Source organism: Streptomyces sp. NPDC093795 (genome assembly GCF_044764665.1).
Classification (GTDB): Bacteria; Actinomycetota; Actinomycetes; order Streptomycetales; family Streptomycetaceae; genus Streptomyces.
This window is the reverse complement of record NZ_JBIWIO010000018.1, coordinates 1-18,513: the sequence shown is the minus strand read 5'-3', so window position 1 is coordinate 18,513 and position 18,513 is coordinate 1. Positions and strand designations below refer to the sequence as shown.

The window sequence follows — 18,513 nt, the reverse complement described above, 5'->3', positions numbered from 1 at the left end:
ATCAGACCGGCACTGAGCCTTTTCCAACCTCAGGTTGAGGCGTGGTGAAGGACGACGACGGCCTTCACCACGTCCGTGATCTGGGTTGTGCTGCAGCGGAGCTTCCGGAGGAGGCGCCAGCCCTTGAAGGTGGCCATGGCGCGTTCGCCGAGGCAGCGGATCTTGGCGTGGGTGCTGTGTGGCGAAGCTTCCATCGCTTGAGGCGACGGCCGCGAAAGGGCACCCGGACAGGTCCACCGGCTCCTTGGTACGCCTTGTCCGCCCAGCATTTGAGGTCCGCATCGGCGAGGGCTTCGATGAGCCCGTGGTGGCGTGCGGCGGTCAGGTCGTGCGTTGATCCGGGCAGAGCCGGCGACGCCCAGAGCAGCCGCCCGGACGGGTCGGTGAGGACCTGGACGTTCATGCCGTGGCGTTTGTGTTTCCCGGAGTAGTACGGGGTGTCGGCGGCGATCCGGTCGATCGGCAGCAGGGTGCCGTCCAGGATCACGACTGCCTTCATCCGGATCGTCGTCATCGCCTTGGCCAGGGACGGGGCGAGGGCGGCCAGTACGTCGACGGCCTCGCGTATGTAGCGGAAGGCGGTCGCGATCCCGATACCGAATCCGGCGGCGAGCTGGGCATAGGTGTCGCCGCACCGCAGGTGGGCCAGGGCGAGCAGGGCCTGGCGCCCTGGTGTCAGTCGTCGCCACCGCGTTCCGATCTCCTGCCGCCGGAAGGTGAGTTGTCCAGCCAGATACCGCAGGGTGCGACTGGACAGGTCGATCGACGACGGATAGACAAGCACGCGAAGCTCCTGGGCAGCACGGTGGATCTTGGTCGTGACACCGTCTACCAGGAGCTTCGCCGTTGCGCAGGAACGTCCAACTCGTGGCTGGTACGACCAGGTTGGAAAAGGCTCATTGCATCTCTTCGTCGACGGGTGGCGTGGGCGTGCTCGTCGAGCCCGAGAAGGCCAATGGCACAAACCAGAGAGCATTGCCCAGCGCGCCCTCCTACTCCGCCATCGTGTTCGGGATCCAGCAGCCCACATTCGCCACCACTCTCTAAGCGTGTCCAGTCGACTTCACTGTGTGACACTCCAGACTCGCCCGCGTGGCGGGCCGGCGCCCTATTAGGAGACCGGGTCGACGCTGTCGGCGGCGATGAACGCCACGACCCTCTTCCGCCACGCCGCCGGCACCATCGGCGCCCGCAGTACGCCGGGAGGCGACCGGTGCTCCCACTGCGACGGGACCGGGCTCGCCCGACTCCTGTGGGAGCCGGCTGCCGTCAGGCGGCCAGTCGAGGACGAGGTGGCGTAGGCGCCGCCGGGCCGCTGCCGGTTGGGCACCGGGGTGCCTGCTTCTACTTATGGTCCCTCATGGGCGGATTTAGGAACTTACCCAGGTAAGAATGGGCGATCCGAGGTCAGCGTCCATCCCTTCCTTGAGTAGGTCCACCCTTGCACTACGGGGCGTCGGCGCCGCCGCACTGGTTGAGGGCGCCGCCAAGGGGCAGTCCGGCAAGAATGCCGTTGGTCGCGCCGGTGCCTTGCGTGGTGGTTCCGTTGGTTTAGGCCCCGTTGTTGAGGTTGGCGCAGCTGACGCCGAAGGCGGGGGAGAGGAGATCACCGATGCCGCCGGCGGAGGCGGGAGCGGCTGTGCCGAGTCCCACCCCCGCGACCGCCGAGGTGAGGGACAGGGCTGGGACGGATGTTCGTGTGATCATGCCTGGGGTACGACGGAGCCGAGGCAGCGTCACCGTAAGCGCTGGGCGTCTCCTGGCCACTCGCCGAGTTCCCAGTGGGACTTTCACAACGTCCTAGGAGGATCGACGAGCTCTGCAGCCGACCGGAACGAGGACCCATGCGTGCGCTCATCCGCCAAGTCGCTGACGGCACCTACCTGGTGCACGGCAGCAACACCAACTGGATCATCCTGACCGACGGCGGTGACGCCACCCTGATCGACACCGGATACCCCGGCGACCGCGCCTCCCTGCTGGAGTCACTGACCAAAGTGGGCAGTGCTCCGGAACGGGTGGCGGCGGTGCTGCTCACCCACGCCCACAACGACCACCTGGGCTCGGCCGAGTACCTGTGCACAGCCCACGGCACCCCCGTCCTGATGCACGAGGCCGAAGTGCCCCACGCCCGGCGTGACTTCCTCCACCAGGTGTCTGCGGGCACGGTGCTGCGCAACATCTGGCGGCCCGGCGTCCTGCCGTGGGCCCTGCACACCCTGCGCGTAGGCGGCGCCGCCCAGCATCCGGTGGCCGAGCCCCACCCTTTCCCCGTGAGCGGTGCGCTCGACCTGCCCGGCCGGCCAGTGCCGGTCCCCACACCCGGCCACACCGAGGGCCACTGCGCCTACCACCTGCCGGACGTCGGAGCGGTCGTGTCCGGAGACGCCCTGGTCACCGGCCACCCCACATCCCGCGCCACCGGCCCACAGCTCCTGCCCGACATGTTCCACCACCAACGGGCCCGCGCCGTGGCCTCACTCGGCTTCCTGACGTCCCTCGACGCCGACCTCCTGCTGCCCGGCCACGGCCCCGCCCACCGAGGCCCGGTTGCACAAGCTGCGGAACAGGCACGGACACGCGCCCTGGCCTAGTACTGCAACGGTGTTTTTCCTGATGGTTGGGCAGGTTCGGGTGGTGTGTGGCCGCGTTGTCGGTAATGGCTGATCCGGGCTTGGTGTTGTCGACGGCGACGCCAGGTCGACCAGTGATCGACCCCACGGGCGCCCGCGCCACCTTCGACGAGATCTTCCACCGCCGGACGCGCAGGGGACGGGAGGCTGCCGCGGCCTGACCGGCGAAGTGCATGCCGGTGGCCGTGCCTCACCTGGCACGGCCACCGGTCTTCGGCGCAGTCAAGAAGCCATTACGGCATCCGGGCTCAGGAGTGCCTCCGAGATCGGGGAGCCGAATCGGCCAGGGGCTATGCGTGGCGCAGGATGCCGGCGATGCCGGCCTGCTCGGGGGCCTTGGTCGGCGCCTTGTAGGGGGGCGATCGTCCACTTCTGGCCGGGGCCGCCCTTGGCCTTGCCGACCAGGCGGCCGTCGTCGGGCCAGTAGGTCTGCTCCTGGGGAACGGTTGGGCTGTCCGAGGCGGTGATGCAGGTGCCGTCGTAGCCCCACCGGTAGGTGCTGCCCCCGTACCGCTTGGCACCGCAGCCGAACATCCCTGTTCACGTGCCGACCGTGCTCAACGGTTTGGCGATCCCGCCCTCAGCAGCCGCGGCGAGGCAGGCACGCGTCTGCTCGACGAATTTCTTGTCGGTGTCGGAAAGGCCGTCCTCCCCGTGGAACGCCACATACGCGCAGCCGGCGTTCCACCGTGCCAAGCGACGGCTGCGGACTTGGCCCGCTCCTCCTGGTTGTCTGCCTCCAAGGGTTACCCGCCCGATCAGAGGTAACGGTTCTCCTCATGAGCGGAGGTGAAGCCCTCACCGTTCGGGTGGCGGAGATTGAGTCAGATCCGCATGTCGGTGGACTGGACGGACGTACTTCACAACGTTCTTGAAACCAGAAGACGAATCGATTCTTTGATTGCTGGAGTGATGAATAAGACGGATTGCGGCGTTTTTTGACATTTTCGCGAGAGACGCTGGAAAGCCCTCCCGTCGACTCTCTGTCCGAATGGTTTCGTTCAAGCGCTTCGCGTTCTTATGTGAGGAATCACGGTCCTGCCCAATGGGGAGTTCTCCGCACGAGGCACCGCTTCTTGACGTCGACGCAGAGGAACCACCCTCATGAGCACCCCCGCTTCCACCCTCACCTCCCTGGCCACCAACCGGGCACCGGACGACACCCTCCTCGTCTGGGACGAGACCCGCTGGGAGGCCGCCGTCGACAACTGGACCGATCTGCCCGGCGCCACCATCGACCTGCGGATCGGGCAGGGCGCCGCTTCGTACGGGGCGATCTTCGTGGCGACGTTCAGCGCCGAGGCCCTCGCCTCCCACCCCGACAACAACGCGGTCGTCAACGCCACCGTGTTCTTCGGCGACGCCCCGGCCGCGCCGGTCAGCGCCAACCACCGCTTCGTGACGGCCCGCGGCAATCCGGAGTGGTCCTCCCACTCCATGATCCGTGTCGCCGAGTTCCCGCCCGCCTTCCAGGCTCGGGACGTCACCGCCCGCGTGAAGGTGAGGACCTCTTCCGGCGCGACGGCGGGCTTCCAGAACTGGGTCCTGAGGATCGACCGGTACAACCTTTGACCGGGCTCCAGAACCTCTGATCGGCGACGCGGCGAACCGCCGAACCGCGACTCGGTGAACCGGAAGCCGCCCGTGTCCGCCTCGGCCTTCGGCCTTCCGGAAAGGGAACAGAACCTTGTACAGCGGGGGACAGATGAAGGGACGACCATGAGTACCACCCACGCGGAGCCCGTAGACGTCGGGCAGTCCGCTCCTCCGATCAGCACGATCGCGGGGACCGGGGTCGGCGGATTCGAAGGAGACGAAAGGCAGGCCGTTTCGGCCCGGTTGAACTATCCGTACGGAATCGCGGTGGACGGCGCGGGTACCCTCTACTTCTCCGACCACGGCAACCACCGGATCCGGAAGATCACGGCCGACGGGACGATCACCACGATCGCGGGCACCGGGGTCGGGGGCTACAAGGGGGACGACGCCCCCGCGACCGCGGCGCAGTTGAACTGGCCGCGGGACGTGGTGGTGGACGGCGCCGGCACCGTGTACATCGCCGATTCCAGCAATCACCGGGTCCGGAAGATCACGGCCGACGGAAGGGTCAGCACGGTCGCCGGCACGGGCAGGGCGGGCTCCGGCGGTGACGGCGAGCTCGCCGCCTCCGCCCAGTTGAACAATCCGTTCGGGCTGGCGGTGGACAGCGCCGGCGTCCTCTATGTCGCCGAGTACAACGGGCATCGGGTTCGGAGGATCACGACCGACGGAAGGATCAGCACGGTCGCGGGGACAGGGACTGCGGGATCCAAAGGCGACGGCGGGCTTGCGACTTCGGCTCAGCTGAACCGCCCCCAGGCCCTGGCCGTGGACGACGCGGGCGGTCTCTACATCGCCGACAGCAACAACCACCGGGTCCGGAAGGTCGCGGCGGACGGGACGATCAGCACGGTCGCCGGCACGGGCATCGCGGGCTTCGGCGGTGACGACGGCCCGGCGACCTCGGCCCAGCTGAACTCCCCCTTGGGAGTGATGGTGGACGGTACAGGCGCCCTCTACGTCGCCGATTCCAGCAACCACCGGGTCCGGAAGGTCGCGGCGGACGGGACGATCAGCACGGTCGCCGGCACGGGCATCGCGGGCTTCGGCGGTGACGACGGCCCGGCGGCCTCGGCCCAGCTGAACAACCCGGTGGGGCTCGCCGTGGACCGCTCCGGAGCCCTTCACATCGCCGACCACGTCAACCACCGGGTCCGAAAGGTCGCGGTGGCGAGGAGGGCCGGGCTGCCCGAGTCGGGCACGGTGGTCTCCTGGGCCAATGCCCGCAGCAGACTGCGGATGGGGGTCCTCCGGGAGTCCACCAAGGACGGGGCCGAGATCCATCTGTTCCTCGCCTCGCCCCGGGACCACCAGCGGTGGCGGCTGGTGGAGGTGGGCCAGGACGGTGCCGACGTCCTGTACCGGATGGAAAACGTGCGCAGCGGCAAGGTCCTGGAGGTCCTCGGAGCGCAGGAGAGGGCCGGGGCGGTGGTCGCGCAGCGGGCCTACGAGGGCGGTGACGCGCACCATCAGCACTGGAGGCTGATCCCGGTGGCCGCTGCGAACGGCGCCCCGGCGGTGTACGAGATCGCGAACCGGAACAGCGGTCTGCTGCTGCGGGTCGACACCAACGCCAGCACGGCGGTCAGGCAGTACGGGGCGGAGGGCGACCACCGGAGCCACCAGTGGCAGCTGCTTCCCGCATAGCACACGAGGGGGAGGGGCGGCCCGCCCCTCCCCCTCGTGATGCGGTTACCACCGGGAGTCCCTACTCGGAACGGGACGGCTTCTCCGCAGTCGCCTTGGGCGCCTTGGGGGCTTCCGGGGCCTTGGGGGCCTCCGGGGCCTTGGGCGGCTTGCTGAAGTCGCTCTTCTTCGGCCTGCCCTCCAGGTCCTCGTCCTTCTGCAGGTCGCCGTACTCCTTCACCGTCGCGCTCGCGTCCTGCATGCCGGCGGACGCCGCCCCGGACACCGAGCCGGGATCCCGGGCGTACTGGGCCTGCGCGCCGGCGGACGCCTGGGTGGTCTGGATGAAGGAGCCGAGGAAGCCCAGGACGGCCCGTGCTTCGGGCGATGTCTCCTGCACGATCTTCGCGCGGGAGGAGGCGCCGTGGATCGCGCTGTTGAACAGGCTGGGGCTCGTGTCGTCGTACGTGTCGTCGTCGGAGTCCTCAAAGTCGACACCCTCGCCCGGCCGGGACTTCGTGCTGTCGGTGGTCACGGAGAAGAGCCCCGCGCCCTTGCCCGCGGAGTTGAAGATGTTGTCGAACACCATGGTCGTCACCTCTGGTCGTCGTCGTTGTGGCGGTGGCGCCGCGCGGTCAGGACTGCTTGTAGAGCGTCTGCTGACTGACGGCCAGGCTCTCGCCGTCGAGCATCGCGTGGTGGACCTCCAGGTCGGAGACGACCTCGGCCAGTCCCTTCATCCGGAAGCCACCGGGCGCCAGGTCGATGTCGCCGATGTCGCGGGCGACCATCCGATCGAGGCCGGGGTAGCTCCCGGACTGCGGGGGAGACAGGACCGCCACCGGCACGGCGTACTGCACCGCGATCAGTCCGGAGAAGGTCACCGGGATCTCGTAGGTGTACTGCTTGCGGGTGCGTCGCTGCGAGACGAGGACCTGCACGCGGGAGTTCGCCGGCACCTTGCCGGAGATCTGCGACTTCGAGGCCCAGCTGGTGTTCAGGGAACCGCCGACGGTGGCCGCGATCCCCAGGGCCAGCTGTGCGTTGAGCGACGCGTTGCCGGTGGCACTGCCCGAGGTCGTGAACCCCACCGAGTTCGTCATTCCGGTCGAAACGGAGTTCGTCGCGGAACTGCTCGCGGACGTCTCGGTGGTGTTGGCGTTGTCGACGCCGACGCTGTCCTTGCTGTTCTTGTTGGTCACCGTGTTCGCGTTCTTGTTCGCCGTCCCGTTCTGGCACGACGCCGCGAGCTGCGACTGGAGGTCCAGCCGGAGCTGGTTCTGCAGCTGAAGTTGCAGCGACGCTCCGACGCTGCCGCCGAAGGTGAGCTTGGCGTCCCCGTGCAGCGACCACGTGACCCCGTTCGACACGGTGAAGTCGACCGAGTCGGTGAAGGTCATCTCGGACCCGCTGCGGTTGACGTAGGTGCGTGAGGAGAACGTGTCGGGCGGGGGCTGGCCGATGTCGCCCCGCACCTCGATCAGCGGCTCCCCGAGATTCATGTAGGCGAGCCAGCCCAGCTGGAAGGCGGTGCCGGCGAAGTCGCCGAAGCTCGACTTGTTCACCGAGAACCCGACGGGCTTGTGCTTCGCACCGTAGTCGTCGACGTAGACCAGGTTGGGGTGGTCCAGGACGGACTGCCAGGTCTGCTCGATGTTGAGTTCCCGCAGGTTCTTCTTCGTCAGCGGCTGACGCTTGGCCTGTACCAGGCTGTACGCGTTGGAAGGCATCCACCCGTCCTCGACTAATTCCGGCCGCACCGCGCTCGGTGAAATGTAAACAGAGATGTGCACACGTTCTGGTGGGCGAAACTACCGCGTTCCCCTTCACCAGGGAAGGCGTATCCGGACCTCACGCTCAATCGAGTGAGCGATTTCAGGAAAATACTTCCGAAACGCCGAAGGAGTTTCCTTTCTTCAATGCCTGTCACTCGATCGATGACTTTTCAGTTCCCATGGTCATGGGTACCGTGAGCTCGGACGTTGCCGTACGTGGGGTTTCCGTTCCGGCCATTTAACTGGTTCCGGACGCCTTCTCGCAGAAGGTGATTCGGGGTTCCGGTGATGTCGTATGGCAGGCCGCTGCAATGGGCGTCCGAGGAATTGTTCTCCGTATTCAGAACAGGTGAGGTTTCCGCGATGTACACCCAAGAGCGCACGGCGATGTCCAATCTGGTGGTCGGCGGCCCGGTAGCCGTGAACAGCTACGACAACGCGATCGTGGCGGCGCTGGTCGAGAACCGGCCAGTCATGCTCGTCCACGCCTTCAACGGCGGCTATCTGCGGCCCGCAGAGCTGAGCGGGGAGAGCCACGACAAGGGCGTCCAGCTGGCCACCGCCCTCGATCCGGCCACCAAGGAGGCGCAAGGCCACCTCTGGTACGTCACCCCCGCCGGCTTCTTCGGACAGCGGCCGCTGTACGTGATCGAGAGCGCCGCGGGACAGGTGTCGCCCAAGCCCGCCGGTGCGGGAGACGCCGACGCCGGCCGCGGCGACGACGGCCTGCCCAAGCCACAGCGCCGGCGCATCGCCGTCCACCAAGACGCCCCCAAGAACACGGCCGACACCGTCCAGGTCGGCCTGCCCAACAAGGTCGGCGACAAGTGGCGCGGAAAGAACGGCGCGCCCGAGGACACCCAGCTCTGGGTCGTCACGGTCACGCCGTGGGGCGGGATCACCTTCGTGCCGATCACCCACCCCGACGCCATCCTCGGGTTCAAGGACCACGCGGTGACGGCCAACAGCGAGGTGCGCGTCACCTACAACTGGGGCGGGGACTTCACCGGGACGGTCATCAACACGTTCTACCCGCGGCTTCCCAGCGAGTGGAACGTCCCGTACCACCACGTCTTCACGTGATCCGCAGCCACCGCCGTACCCCATCCGTCCCGAGTCAACGTCCGCACCGCCTGGAAGAGGCACCACGATGCCCGTGCCCACCGAAGAACTGAAACTGGAGATCGTCAACGCCGCCACGGGGGAGACCCTCGGCGCCGGGGCCGCGCCGAGCACGGAGGGGGCACTCGTGGTCCGCGGCCTCCCCGACGGCGGTCCGAGTCCGGAGCAGTGGCAACTCGTCCCCGTGCAGGACGCGCAGGAGGATCAGGGGTATGTGATCCGCAACGTGGTCAGCGGGAAGGTGCTCGACGGCCCCGCCGCCACGGATCCCGCCTCGGCCCCCGCCACGAATCCGGCCGCGCACCGCGCTGTCCGCCAGGGGGACGCCGCCGCCGGCAAGAAGGGCCAGCAGTGGCACGTCGTCCCCGTCGAGGGCGAACCGGGCCTCTACTTCATCGAGGGCGCGGCCGACGGAGCCGTCCTCGACCTCGCCGAGCCCGGCGAGGTCGAGGACGAGGACACCCAGGTCGTCCTGCGCGAGCACGACGACGGCGCGGAGAGCCAGCGGTGGCGGTTCGTCCCGGCGGAACCGGAGCGCGTCAGCGACCTCGTACTGCGTTGGGGCTCACTGAGCCACTGGAATGGCCGCCGGTCCTGGCGACTGGTCCGTTCGGCCGCGCTGCGGCCGGTGCCCGGCGCGACGCCCTCCTTCAGCGACATGCTGCTGGTCCTCGATGGGTTCGGGAGCGACCAGGACGCCGGGGGATGGCGGAGCAAGGGGGCCGATCGCCCTCCCGGCGGGCAGCCGGGCTGGTGGGCCGGGCTCGGCGCGAGGTTCCTCGCCGACACCACGGGAAAGGGATGCCAGGACATCGTCGGCCTCAAGCCCGGGAAGGGGGCCGTAACGGCTTCCTGCAGGGGCGACGGCACGTTCGACGACGACGGCGAGCGCGTCCTGCACCGGTCCGCACCCTCCCCTAGCCCCGCGGACTTGTGGACCCTCGCGGACTCCACCGGTGACGGCAGGCTCGATGTCGTCGTGCTCGCGGCCGACGGCGTCCGGGTGTCCTCCCAGGACGAGGACGGGACGTTCACGCCCGCGGGTGGCGAGCCGGCCCTCCGGGCGTTCGGCCACGGCGAGCAGGCCGGCGGCTGGCTGGCCGACAAGCACCCCCGCTTCCTCGCCGACACCACCGGTGATGGCAGGCTCGACATCGTCGGCTGCCACGACGACGGTGTCTGGGTCTCCCTCCAGGACGAGGAGGGCGCGTTCGCGCCGCTCGCCGACGAACCCGCCCTCCGGGCGTTCGGCCACGACGAGAAGGCCGGCGGCTGGCTCGTCGACAAGCACCCCCGCTTCCTCGCCGACACCACCGGTGACGGCCGACTGGACATCGTCGGCTGCCACGACGACGGTGTCTGGGTCTCCCTCCAGGACGAGGACGGCACGTTCGCCGAGCCCTTGTACGTCCTCGACGACTTCGGAGCCGACCAGGGGTGGACCTCGGTCGGGGAGCACCCTCGGTTCCTTCTCAGGACCACCGGTGGCGGAACGGCCGACGTCGTCGGATTCGGCCCGCAGGGCCTCGTCGTCTCCCGCGGGCGCGGCGACGGCACCTTCGAACCCTCGAAGCTCGTCCTGAACGACTTCGGCACCGACCAGGGGTGGACGGGTAAGAAGCACCTCCGCCTCATCGCCGACGTCACCGGCGATGGCAATCCCGACGTCGTCGGCTTCGGCGACGAGGGGGTCTGGGTGTCGCACAATCTCGGCGACGGCCGGTTCGAACAGGCCCAGCTTGTCTGCCGCGGCTTCGGGTACGACGACGACGCCGGCGCCTGGCGGGTCGACCGCCACCCGCGCTTCCTCGCCGACGTCACCGGCGACGGACGCGTCGACATCGTCGGCTTCGGCGGTCCGGGGGTGTACGTGGCCCGGAACCTGTACCGCCGGTTCAGGACCCGATGACGCTCGGCGGGCCGATGTCCCTTGGCCGAGCCCGGTCCTTTCACGTTCGGTCGATCGCCGCGTGGCCCGCGCGAGCGAGGGCACGTTCACGGGCATGCGAAAGTCGTCACCGCCGCTCCAACCTGTCAGGATCCCGCATTGTGGCTGCGCGGGCGCGGGAGGCGTTTTCGGGGCGGGCGGGCTTGCTGTTCCGCGCGGATGTCGAGCTGGATGCCGGCCAGGAGCTTCTTGGTGATCTTCTCGCTGCCGTCGAGCAGGGAGGTCAGGGCGGCTTCGCGGATGAGGTGGGAGAGGTTGCCCATGACGCCGCCGGTGCGCTGGTGGAGGTAGTCGGCGTGCCGCGCCAGGGTGTGCGGGGTGTGGTGGCGAAGGCGCAGGGCTTCTTCCATGTCGGTGACCACAGCGCGCCAGATCTCGCGCTGCTCGTCGGTGGCGCAGGGCAGCGCGGTGTTGCGGATCAGAGTGAAGCGGCCGGCGAGCTGGGCGCCGCGCGGCCCGGTCAGCAAGGGAGAGGCTTCGACGTCGACACCGGCGTAGACAAAGGTGGCGGGTATGCGCTCGCCGAGGTGTTTCATCTGGTCGGAGGTCTCCGCGCCGGACCGGGTGCGGGTGTCGAGCAGGTGAACGTCGTCCACGAGGACCAGCTTCGTCTCCAGCAGGCACAGCAGGTGGCACACGGCGTCGGTGATCTGTGCCTGGTTCATGCGGGCCGCGATAGGGATGCCGAGGAACCGGGCGAATTCGCTGACCAGCATCTTGGGTGTGGAGGCCGGTGGCACGGCCAGGAAGACCACGGGCAGGCGGTCCGTGCTGCTGGGGTGCCTGCGCTGCTCGGCGAGTTCGAAGGTGCGGCCCATTTCCAGCAGGGTGGTGGTCTTGCCGGTGGTGGGCGGTCCGGAGACGATCAGGCCGCGGCGTGCGGTGCCCTGCTGGCGGCGGTTGAGGAGCATCAGGCGCCGCAGCGACAGGGAGATGCGTTCCATGGCCGGGGTGGTCAGCACCACGAACCGGGAGTGGTAGTCCAGCCGTTCCTCCAGCGACCAGTCCTCGTCGGCGGCTGGATGGGGCTGCAGCGGGGGAGTGGCGACGAACTGTTGCCAGCCGTCCCGCGTGGTCGGCGGCGCGTACGCCGCGGCCCTCGCTCCGTCGTGAAGGGTGCTGTCGGCAGGGGCGTCTGTCACCACTGTGCTGCTTCCTGGTAGGCGTCATAGATCCGAGAGGGACGCGGAACTTTCGTTGAGGAGTCCGGCCGTTCGTCTCCGGCAGGCTCATCGGCGTCAGCGGGGCCGGGCAGGTCGTCGTCCTCGTCCCAGCCGTCCTCGAACCCTGTCTCCCCTTGCTGATCCTCTTCTTCCAGCGGCGTGAAGGCACCCACCAGGCCGTAGGAGAGGGTCGGAGCCGCCACGGGGTCCGGGACCGCATGCGGCACGGCCGGTCGGGCCAGAGACGCTGCGGCGCTGGCGCGCGCCGCCACCGTCTGCTCGCGGCGAGTCCCGGCACCGTTGCTCGCACGCCGCAGGAGGCGATCCAGGGCCTGGGCGAGCTGCCGCTCGTGCTCGACGCGGTCGCCGCGGCGTTCGACTGCGGCACGGACGTGCTGCCAGGTGAAGTCGGTGAAGGGCAGGCTGACACAGCCGCGGTGGATCCACGGCACCTCTTCCCACCCGGTGGGCAGCCGCACCCAGATCTGATTGGGGTCGTAGGGGTTGTGGTGCACCTCCCATCTGCCGTCCGGTGCACCCGATGGGTCCCCGCGGTGCGGATTGAGGACCTTGTGGTCGTATGTGCGGTAGTCGAAGCGGATGCCGTAGTCGTTGATGGCCACCCGCTTGATGGGCATGAGCTCGATGTAGTTGTCCGCGCTCAGCGGCACCGGGATATAGCCGGTGACTCCCACGAGCGCGCCCCACATCTCGTTCGGCGACAAGGCGATCTTCGGTGCCAGCGGATGGCGCAGCGACGCGTGCCGGCGGTGCTGCCAGTCGGTGACCAGCCACTCATCCAGCAGGTCCTGAACGTGCGCAAGCGTCCAGCACGCCTCTTCGTCAACGCGCGTGCCGCGCCGGGTGACATCCGAGCCGCTGTAGCCGGCCACGTACTGGGAGAACCGGTCCCCGATGGTGCGGAACGTCCGCTCCACATGACCCTTGGCCGGGCCGTTAGCCGGCGGTGCGGGCTGAACGGACACCCCCAGGCTCTCGCACGCGGCAATGAAGGAATGGGAGACAAACACCGCACCTTGGTCTACCACCACCGTCTCCGGCATGATCACCGGCCGGGCCGCTGCTCCTTCCAGCCGTGCATCCAACGACACCAGCCGCTCATAGGGGATGACTGACCGGGACATCGCCAGCGCCGTCTCCCACCCCGGGCGCATCCGCATGGGCGTGACCATCTGCGCCAGCAGCACCGCAGCATCCACCGATCTTGTGCCCACCGGACGCACCACCGCGGCACAGATACTGCGCGTTGCCACGTCCAACGCGATCGATAACTCGACCGACCCCGTCACCCCGTCGGCGAGGACAACCAGCACATCCAGCGGCGTACTGTCCAGCATCACCAGCTCACCCGGCCGCAGTGTCACGGTCGGGGTGAAGGGAGGGGCCGGCCGCGACGTGCGCTGCCGCTGCTGTGCCGCCGATCCCAGCAGTCCATGGCCGTCAGCGAGCGCGTGCACCAGCCGGTTGAACGTCGTCACCGGCGGTACTTCCACCGCGCCGGGACCATGGGTTTCCTCCAGAACCCACCCGACCATGCGCCGCAGCCGGCTCAGCGTGCCACTGGAGCGTTCCCGCTGTGCCTCCAGCACCTGAGTGATCGCGGCGACCACACGCTCATCGGCCCGTCCCACCGCAGAACGCCTGCGCGCCGTGCGCTGGTCGACCAGCCCCCACAGCCCCTTCTCGCGGTAACGGGCCCGCATCCGTCGCACGGTCACCGCACTCGTCGGCTGCCCCGCCGCGGTCAACTCCGCTGCCTTGGCCTCCTCCCGTTCAGCTACATTCCGCTGCGCCGGATCGAACTCCGCCCGCGGCACACCGCCCTGCCCCGGCACAGGAAGGCCGGTCTCCACCTCGCGTACGTGCCGCTCCCAGGCCTCAACACGCTCGCGTGCCTGCACAGGCAGTTCCTCCAGGAGCCCGAACGGAGGGACCCGGCGGCGGTCCGCTCCGACGAGCTCGAAGTCAGGGGCGGCGAACAGATAGCTCACCAGCACCGTTGCTGTGGAGTTGTCCGAGTCGACCAGCCGTACACGGGCCCCTTCGAGCATCACGACCGTCCAGGAGCGGTCCTCGAACCGCACCTGGCTCCCCACCTCAAGTACTGCCGCCGTCACGCAGACGCCCACTCGCCCGGGCCTGCTGTCACGGTCACCCGTTCATGCAAGGGATCGTTCAGCGGGGCTGACAGCGCCCTGGTCCATAGGGCATGGAAGAGGGCTGGGAGAACCCTGATGGTGTCCCCGAGGTCACGTGCTCCTTCGATCAGCGGCCGAGGACGGGCAAAGACCTGCACCGCCTCTTCCATGAGCGCGGTGTCCCGGTAGCGAGGGTGCCGGTATCCCGACAGCCAGCCCAGGTTGGCAGCGACAACCGATTCGGGAGGCGAGGCGACCCTGTACTGCCATCCCACCGCCCGTGCCGCCGCTGCCATGACGTCAGCACGGTGTGCCAGCCGGGGAGAGATCTCCCCACGCCCGGCACAGTCGAGCAGCAGACCGCCGCCGTCGCTGAACCGCCCCATCAGATGCGGCGCATGCGACACCACGGTCCCCTCAGATCCCCGCCAGGACAGCTCCACAGGGCGACATGCCATCGCCATGACCGAAGGATCACGGTCCAGCAGCATCACCTGGGTACGCATGACACCCGACCCGTAGTGCACCAGCCGCCCGGTCGTTGCCGACCACCACCAGCCCGGCGCGAAACGACGGCCAGACCGCACGGGAAACGGACGTACCGGACCGCAGTCCTCCAGGTGAACGACATGAGCGGCCTCGTCCCACGGCATTCGCTGTTCTCCACCGTACGGATCCAGGAAACGGGCGCTGTATCGACAGGGATCAGCTGCCGCCGGGTGCGCCGAGGAGCCTTGCTGCCACATGTACCTTCAACCGATCAGCATCCCATCAGGTAATGGCTACGTGGCGGCCTGCTCCCTGGGGCGGGCTGCGGGATGGTGAGCAGCGGGCGCAGGCCAGCGAAGTCGGCGACCAGGTCGGCTAGCATGCGGGTGGGCGCTTGGCCGTGGTGACCGTACCCGTAGCTCTCGGCTGTGGCCTCTAGGCCGGCGAGTTTTGATCGTCAAGCCGTGTTTATGCGGCTCAAGTCGAGCGGAGTCGGGAGGGTCATGCCCCACGAGACGATGATGTTCGATGGCACCACGGCCTTCTCGACATCGGCACCGGAAGCCTTGATCTCTTCAGGACCGGTCAGCTTCAACCCACACAGGGGGCAGTCCAGAAGGTCCACCGTTACCTCCGCCCCTGTGGTGGTCGAGCGGATTGGTGTCACCCGGATATGCGCTTCTCCACCACATGCAGGACACGCGAGAGTGGAGATCAGCACGATGAGCTTGTCGTCTTCCCCGGACACCGCGACGGCATGAGGGCCTTCGACGGGTTCCTTGAGTGCCCTCTCCTTGGCGCCTTCAGGTAGTCCCTTGAACCGGTCATCGAAGAGGTGTCGTGCCTGCTTGATCCGGACCTCAACGTCCCGCTGGATTGCGTCTCGCTGCTTGTCGACGGCCACGCTGACCGCGCTGATCCAGCGACCCCAGAACTGCTCAGCCGACATGTCGACGGCCTTCAACAGGATTGCGATGGTCTCGGCAAGTGTCGGCAGCAGAGACCTGGCCTCGTCGCCGACAGTCGTGTGTGCGGTGCCGTTCCGGAGGTCGATCAACCGATCGAGCTGAGGATCAGGCGGGAGCACCCTTATGCGCCGGAGCCGTTGGAGGGCCTCCTTGGCGCCGACAGTGCGGACCTTGTCCGGGTCCAGCTCCAAATTACCGCCAAAGTACAGCAGCAAATCTGCGTTCCCGTTGCGCATCTCGACCAGATACGTCGGGTTCTTCTTGATCAGGACAGCCTTGGCGAGCCGCTCGACGGCAACGCCGCCGTGGAGAGCGAACTCGTCGTACTCGCCGCGTCCGTGGTCCTCCATGGCCTTGTACGCGGCTTTTCCGGCACCCGTCAGGAAGCTCTCGAACGAGAGTGAATCGTCCATGCGAGGACGGTAACCGCCCGTGTACTACAGGTGCGATCGAATTCGAGGGTGTGACATCCCCGTTGAGGCCGCTTTCACCCGGGTTGCCTGGAGTTGCGGGTGATGGAGGCGGGATGGGCGGCGCGGACGATCCGGGGATCGGGGCCGCGCTCGCCGGTGTTGCGTGTCGGCTCCGCTGCTGTCCGAACCCCAGCGCTTGGTCCTCGCCGTCTCCTCCGCACTTCGGCCCGTGTGCGGTGACCGTCGTACGAAGGAGACGCTGCCAGCCACCGGCCTCGGAACCGGGACCACCAGGTCGGCGGAGATCGGATCAGCGTGTGCGTCCAGTCAGCGCTGCTGGATCCACCAGATGATCCATCCGGTTCCGCTCGCGCCCACGGCGCCGGCGGAGCCGCGGACGATGCCGTAGCCCGCCGTACGGGCGAGGGCGCGCAGGCGACGGCGGCGACCGCCGTCCAGCAACTGCAGCAGCCGGGCCCGGATCTCGGACCAGACGTGGCACAGCTTGCTATTGCCCTGGTGGTGCCGGGTCGACGTTGGCCGGCCGGTGCCCTTAGGCTCGTTGAACATGCTGATGGTGCCTCCTTGGGGAGTGACTGTCGGTTTCTTCACTGGGCGGCTCCCTGCTCCAACAGGGGGCCGTCGCCCGTTTGCGGGGCGGCGGCCTGCGCCGCACCCGGCCCGTGTGCGGGGCCGGGAGTCATGGGGCCGGGACATAGCGTCCCGGCGGTGCTCATCGCGGGGCCAAGCCCTCCGAGAGCACGGGGACGCCGGAAGCGATCCGCAGCGCGGTGATGGCGGCTCCCGCCGGGGTCCAGGCGGCGGCCGCGGCCTCCCGGTCGTTCTTGTTGATGTTCAGGTCGAACGGCGCGGCGAGCGCCCAGCGCACACCCGTGCTCTGGCCGAAGATGGAGGAGCCGTCCAGGTACTGCTCGGTGAGGAACTCGTACAGCAGCCCCTTCGCCTTCAGCTCCGTGATGCCGCGCCCGACGGTTGCCGGGGAGATCCCGTACCAGGACGCGAACTGCTTGTCCTTGTACAGGACGAAGGAGGGCTTGCGCTGGCTCATGAAGATGAGCAGCATCGCCTTCGCCGGCATCGTCAGCGACTTGTAGTAGTCCTGCTCCCAGTACGCGAAGGGCACCTTGAAATAGATGTCCTTGCGGGAGCCCTCCCAGTTGCCTGACGGCAGCGTGTACGGGTCCCCGGAGCCGTCCTCGTGCAGCTTGGTGATGCGGGTCATCCGGCCGTCCGGCGCCGTGCTGATCAGTTTCAGCTTCCTCAGCTTGGCCAGGTGCCGGGAGACCGCGGCGCTCGCCGTGCCGTCGGTGGCGAACGAGATCCCTGCGGCGCGGCCCCATGTCTCGGACCGGCGAGTCACGCCCCAGTCGCCGTCGACGCGACCGCGCGGGAGTGGGCCCCGTGCGGCGACGCAGTGGACCAGGAGGAAGAGCTCCAGCCGCTCGGGGCTGCGCAGCAGGTGACGGAGGGGGCCGGGCTTCGTGACCAGGCGGGGGCCGGGCACGGTGTCCTGGACGAACGCACGCCGGATGGGGACGGCACGGCTGGAGCGCTTGGACTCGTCCAGCAGCATTCGTATCGTGTCGCCCTGGCTCACGGCCTTGTCCCGCTTGAGCACGGTCAGTTCGGTGTTCACGGGCCCAACTATGCGCCCAGCGTGCGTGGTTCGGGTGTCGGTTACGGGAGCGAACGCACGGCCGGACGCCCGCTCAGCTCGGCTAGTCGGAAAACATGTGAACACTAATGACCCTGATAGGAAACCTTTGTTCACCAAAAGCCGCAGGCAGGCCCGCATCTGATGCTTGGAACCCTTGCGCGTTCAGATTGCGATCTTTGGCGTTCTGGACGTCAATATTTGACAATTTCATCTCATAACTCCGTGCTCGGGAGGAGACGACCCACGAGGGGGTCCCGCACCGGCCCAGCCGACCTAGACGACGTCCGCCCGCCCGTGCCGACAGCACGAGGCCCCAGGCCTTTCGAAGAGAGGGCCCGGGGTCTGGCGCGGTGGGAGGGAGCAGGCAGAGGCTTTCTCAGTAGTCGTCCCGTTCGGAGGGCGGTCCGTACTGCTCGATGAGGTCGCAGGTGCAGGTGCCGCCGCCGTACAGCGTCTTGTCGCACTCATCATGGTGGTGCCGCACCGGCGGCTTCGGCGGCGAGGGCCGTACGGAGCCGCCCTTCGGCGGCTGGGCCGGGACAGCCTGGGCGGTCGGCGCCGATGCCGCGCCCGCCCAGTCGACGCCCAACTCAGCCAGGGCCGACCGCTGGTCCGCAGTTAGCTTGCCCCGCCTCGCCCGGGTGTTCGAGACCCACACGCCCAGCTTGACGACCACCGGCTCCGCCTCGCCGTCGACCTTGGTCTGCTCGCTGTGGCCCCTCGGCACAGGCCGGGCACCTTCCCGCTCCACCCACTGCGCGAGGGCCGCAAAGCCGCGCTGGAACGCCTGCTGCGCCTTGCTCTGGCCCTTCGTCGCACCCTTGGCCGCCGGGGCGCGAGACGGCGCCTCAACGGGCTTGATGCCCAGCCGGGACAGCCGTTCCTGCTGCTCGGCGGAGAGTTGCGTCCAGGTGCTCGCTTCTCTTTGCCGCGTGAGCCA

General features: G+C 68.3%; 16 protein-coding genes and 1 pseudogene. 6 read left to right on the top strand and 11 right to left on the bottom strand.

What is annotated here, in order from left to right; translation table 11 throughout:
- Positions 1-29: 29 nt before the first annotated feature.
- Positions 30-784 (bottom strand): annotated as a pseudogene (locus ACIRB7_RS33120) (transposase family protein).
- Between the two features lie 358 nt (positions 785-1,142).
- Between ACIRB7_RS33120 and ACIRB7_RS33115 the strand changes: the two are divergent.
- Positions 1,143-1,301, top strand: coding sequence for a hypothetical protein (locus tag ACIRB7_RS33115; RefSeq protein ID WP_403606407.1), 159 nt, complete (start codon positions 1,143-1,145; stop codon positions 1,299-1,301).
- Between the two features lie 250 nt (positions 1,302-1,551).
- Here the strand turns inward: ACIRB7_RS33115 and ACIRB7_RS33110 are convergent, their stop codons facing one another.
- On the bottom strand, positions 1,552-1,707 hold the full coding sequence (locus tag ACIRB7_RS33110; RefSeq protein WP_403606404.1) for a hypothetical protein: 156 nt from the start codon (positions 1,705-1,707) through the stop codon (positions 1,552-1,554).
- 137 nt (positions 1,708-1,844) lie between these two features.
- On the opposite strand from ACIRB7_RS33110, the gene ACIRB7_RS33105 reads away from it, so the two are divergent.
- From ACIRB7_RS33105 to ACIRB7_RS33095, 3 genes are all read left to right on the top strand, one after another.
- Positions 1,845-2,594: an MBL fold metallo-hydrolase gene (locus tag ACIRB7_RS33105; RefSeq protein ID WP_403606401.1), complete on the top strand. Its 750-nt coding sequence runs from the start codon at positions 1,845-1,847 to the stop codon at positions 2,592-2,594.
- 1,143 nt (positions 2,595-3,737) lie between these two features.
- A complete protein-coding gene (locus ACIRB7_RS33100) occupies positions 3,738-4,205 on the top strand; it encodes a hypothetical protein (protein ID WP_403606398.1) in 468 nt (155 codons plus the stop codon).
- A 147-nt stretch (positions 4,206-4,352) separates the two neighbouring features.
- Positions 4,353-5,879 carry an RICIN domain-containing protein gene (locus ACIRB7_RS33095; protein ID WP_403606395.1) on the top strand — a complete coding sequence of 509 codons (1,527 nt, stop codon included), beginning with the start codon at positions 4,353-4,355 and terminating at the stop codon, positions 5,877-5,879.
- 61 nt (positions 5,880-5,940) lie between these two features.
- Here the strand turns inward: ACIRB7_RS33095 and ACIRB7_RS33090 are convergent, their stop codons facing one another.
- Both ACIRB7_RS33090 and ACIRB7_RS33085 read right to left on the bottom strand, forming a co-directional pair.
- Complete coding sequence (locus tag ACIRB7_RS33090; RefSeq protein WP_403606392.1) at positions 5,941-6,447, bottom strand: hypothetical protein; 507 nt, start codon at positions 6,445-6,447, stop codon at positions 5,941-5,943.
- A 46-nt stretch (positions 6,448-6,493) separates the two neighbouring features.
- On the bottom strand, positions 6,494-7,588 hold the full coding sequence (locus ACIRB7_RS33085; RefSeq protein ID WP_403606389.1) for a hypothetical protein: 1,095 nt from the start codon (positions 7,586-7,588) through the stop codon (positions 6,494-6,496).
- A gap of 408 nt (positions 7,589-7,996) precedes the next feature.
- Here ACIRB7_RS33085 and ACIRB7_RS33080 point away from each other — a divergent pair, with 408 nt between their 5' ends.
- Together ACIRB7_RS33080 and ACIRB7_RS33075 are read left to right on the top strand one after the other, a co-directional pair.
- Entirely contained in the window at positions 7,997-8,716 is a 720-nt protein-coding gene (locus ACIRB7_RS33080; protein WP_403606386.1) for a hypothetical protein, read from the top strand.
- Positions 8,717-8,783: 67 nt separating this feature from the next.
- Complete coding sequence (locus tag ACIRB7_RS33075) at positions 8,784-10,664, top strand: FG-GAP-like repeat-containing protein (protein ID WP_403606383.1); 1,881 nt, start codon at positions 8,784-8,786, stop codon at positions 10,662-10,664.
- 125 nt (positions 10,665-10,789) lie between these two features.
- On the opposite strand, the gene ACIRB7_RS33070 is transcribed toward ACIRB7_RS33075, so the two are convergent.
- From ACIRB7_RS33070 to ACIRB7_RS33040, 7 genes are all read right to left on the bottom strand, one after another.
- Positions 10,790-11,848: a TniB family NTP-binding protein gene (locus ACIRB7_RS33070; protein WP_403606380.1), complete on the bottom strand. Its 1,059-nt coding sequence runs from the start codon at positions 11,846-11,848 to the stop codon at positions 10,790-10,792.
- Positions 11,842-13,938, bottom strand: a complete 2,097-nt coding sequence (locus ACIRB7_RS33065) for a Mu transposase C-terminal domain-containing protein (protein ID WP_403606558.1) — start codon at positions 13,936-13,938, stop codon at positions 11,842-11,844. The genes ACIRB7_RS33070 and ACIRB7_RS33065 overlap by 7 nt, the downstream gene beginning before the upstream one ends.
- Before the next feature lie 62 nt (positions 13,939-14,000).
- A complete protein-coding gene (locus tag ACIRB7_RS33060) occupies positions 14,001-14,678 on the bottom strand; it encodes a TnsA-like heteromeric transposase endonuclease subunit (protein ID WP_403606377.1) in 678 nt (225 codons plus the stop codon).
- 293 nt (positions 14,679-14,971) lie between these two features.
- Positions 14,972-15,895: a hypothetical protein gene (locus ACIRB7_RS33055; RefSeq protein ID WP_403606374.1), complete on the bottom strand. Its 924-nt coding sequence runs from the start codon at positions 15,893-15,895 to the stop codon at positions 14,972-14,974.
- A 327-nt stretch (positions 15,896-16,222) separates the two neighbouring features.
- Positions 16,223-16,465 (bottom strand): hypothetical protein, encoded by a 243-nt coding sequence (locus ACIRB7_RS33050; RefSeq protein ID WP_403606371.1) that lies wholly within the window; start codon positions 16,463-16,465, stop codon positions 16,223-16,225.
- A gap of 163 nt (positions 16,466-16,628) precedes the next feature.
- Positions 16,629-17,552, bottom strand: a complete 924-nt coding sequence (locus ACIRB7_RS33045; RefSeq protein ID WP_403606368.1) for a hypothetical protein — start codon at positions 17,550-17,552, stop codon at positions 16,629-16,631.
- A 397-nt stretch (positions 17,553-17,949) separates the two neighbouring features.
- Positions 17,950-18,513 (bottom strand): helicase associated domain-containing protein (locus ACIRB7_RS33040; protein WP_403606365.1); only part of this gene is annotated, 564 nt, incomplete at its 5' end.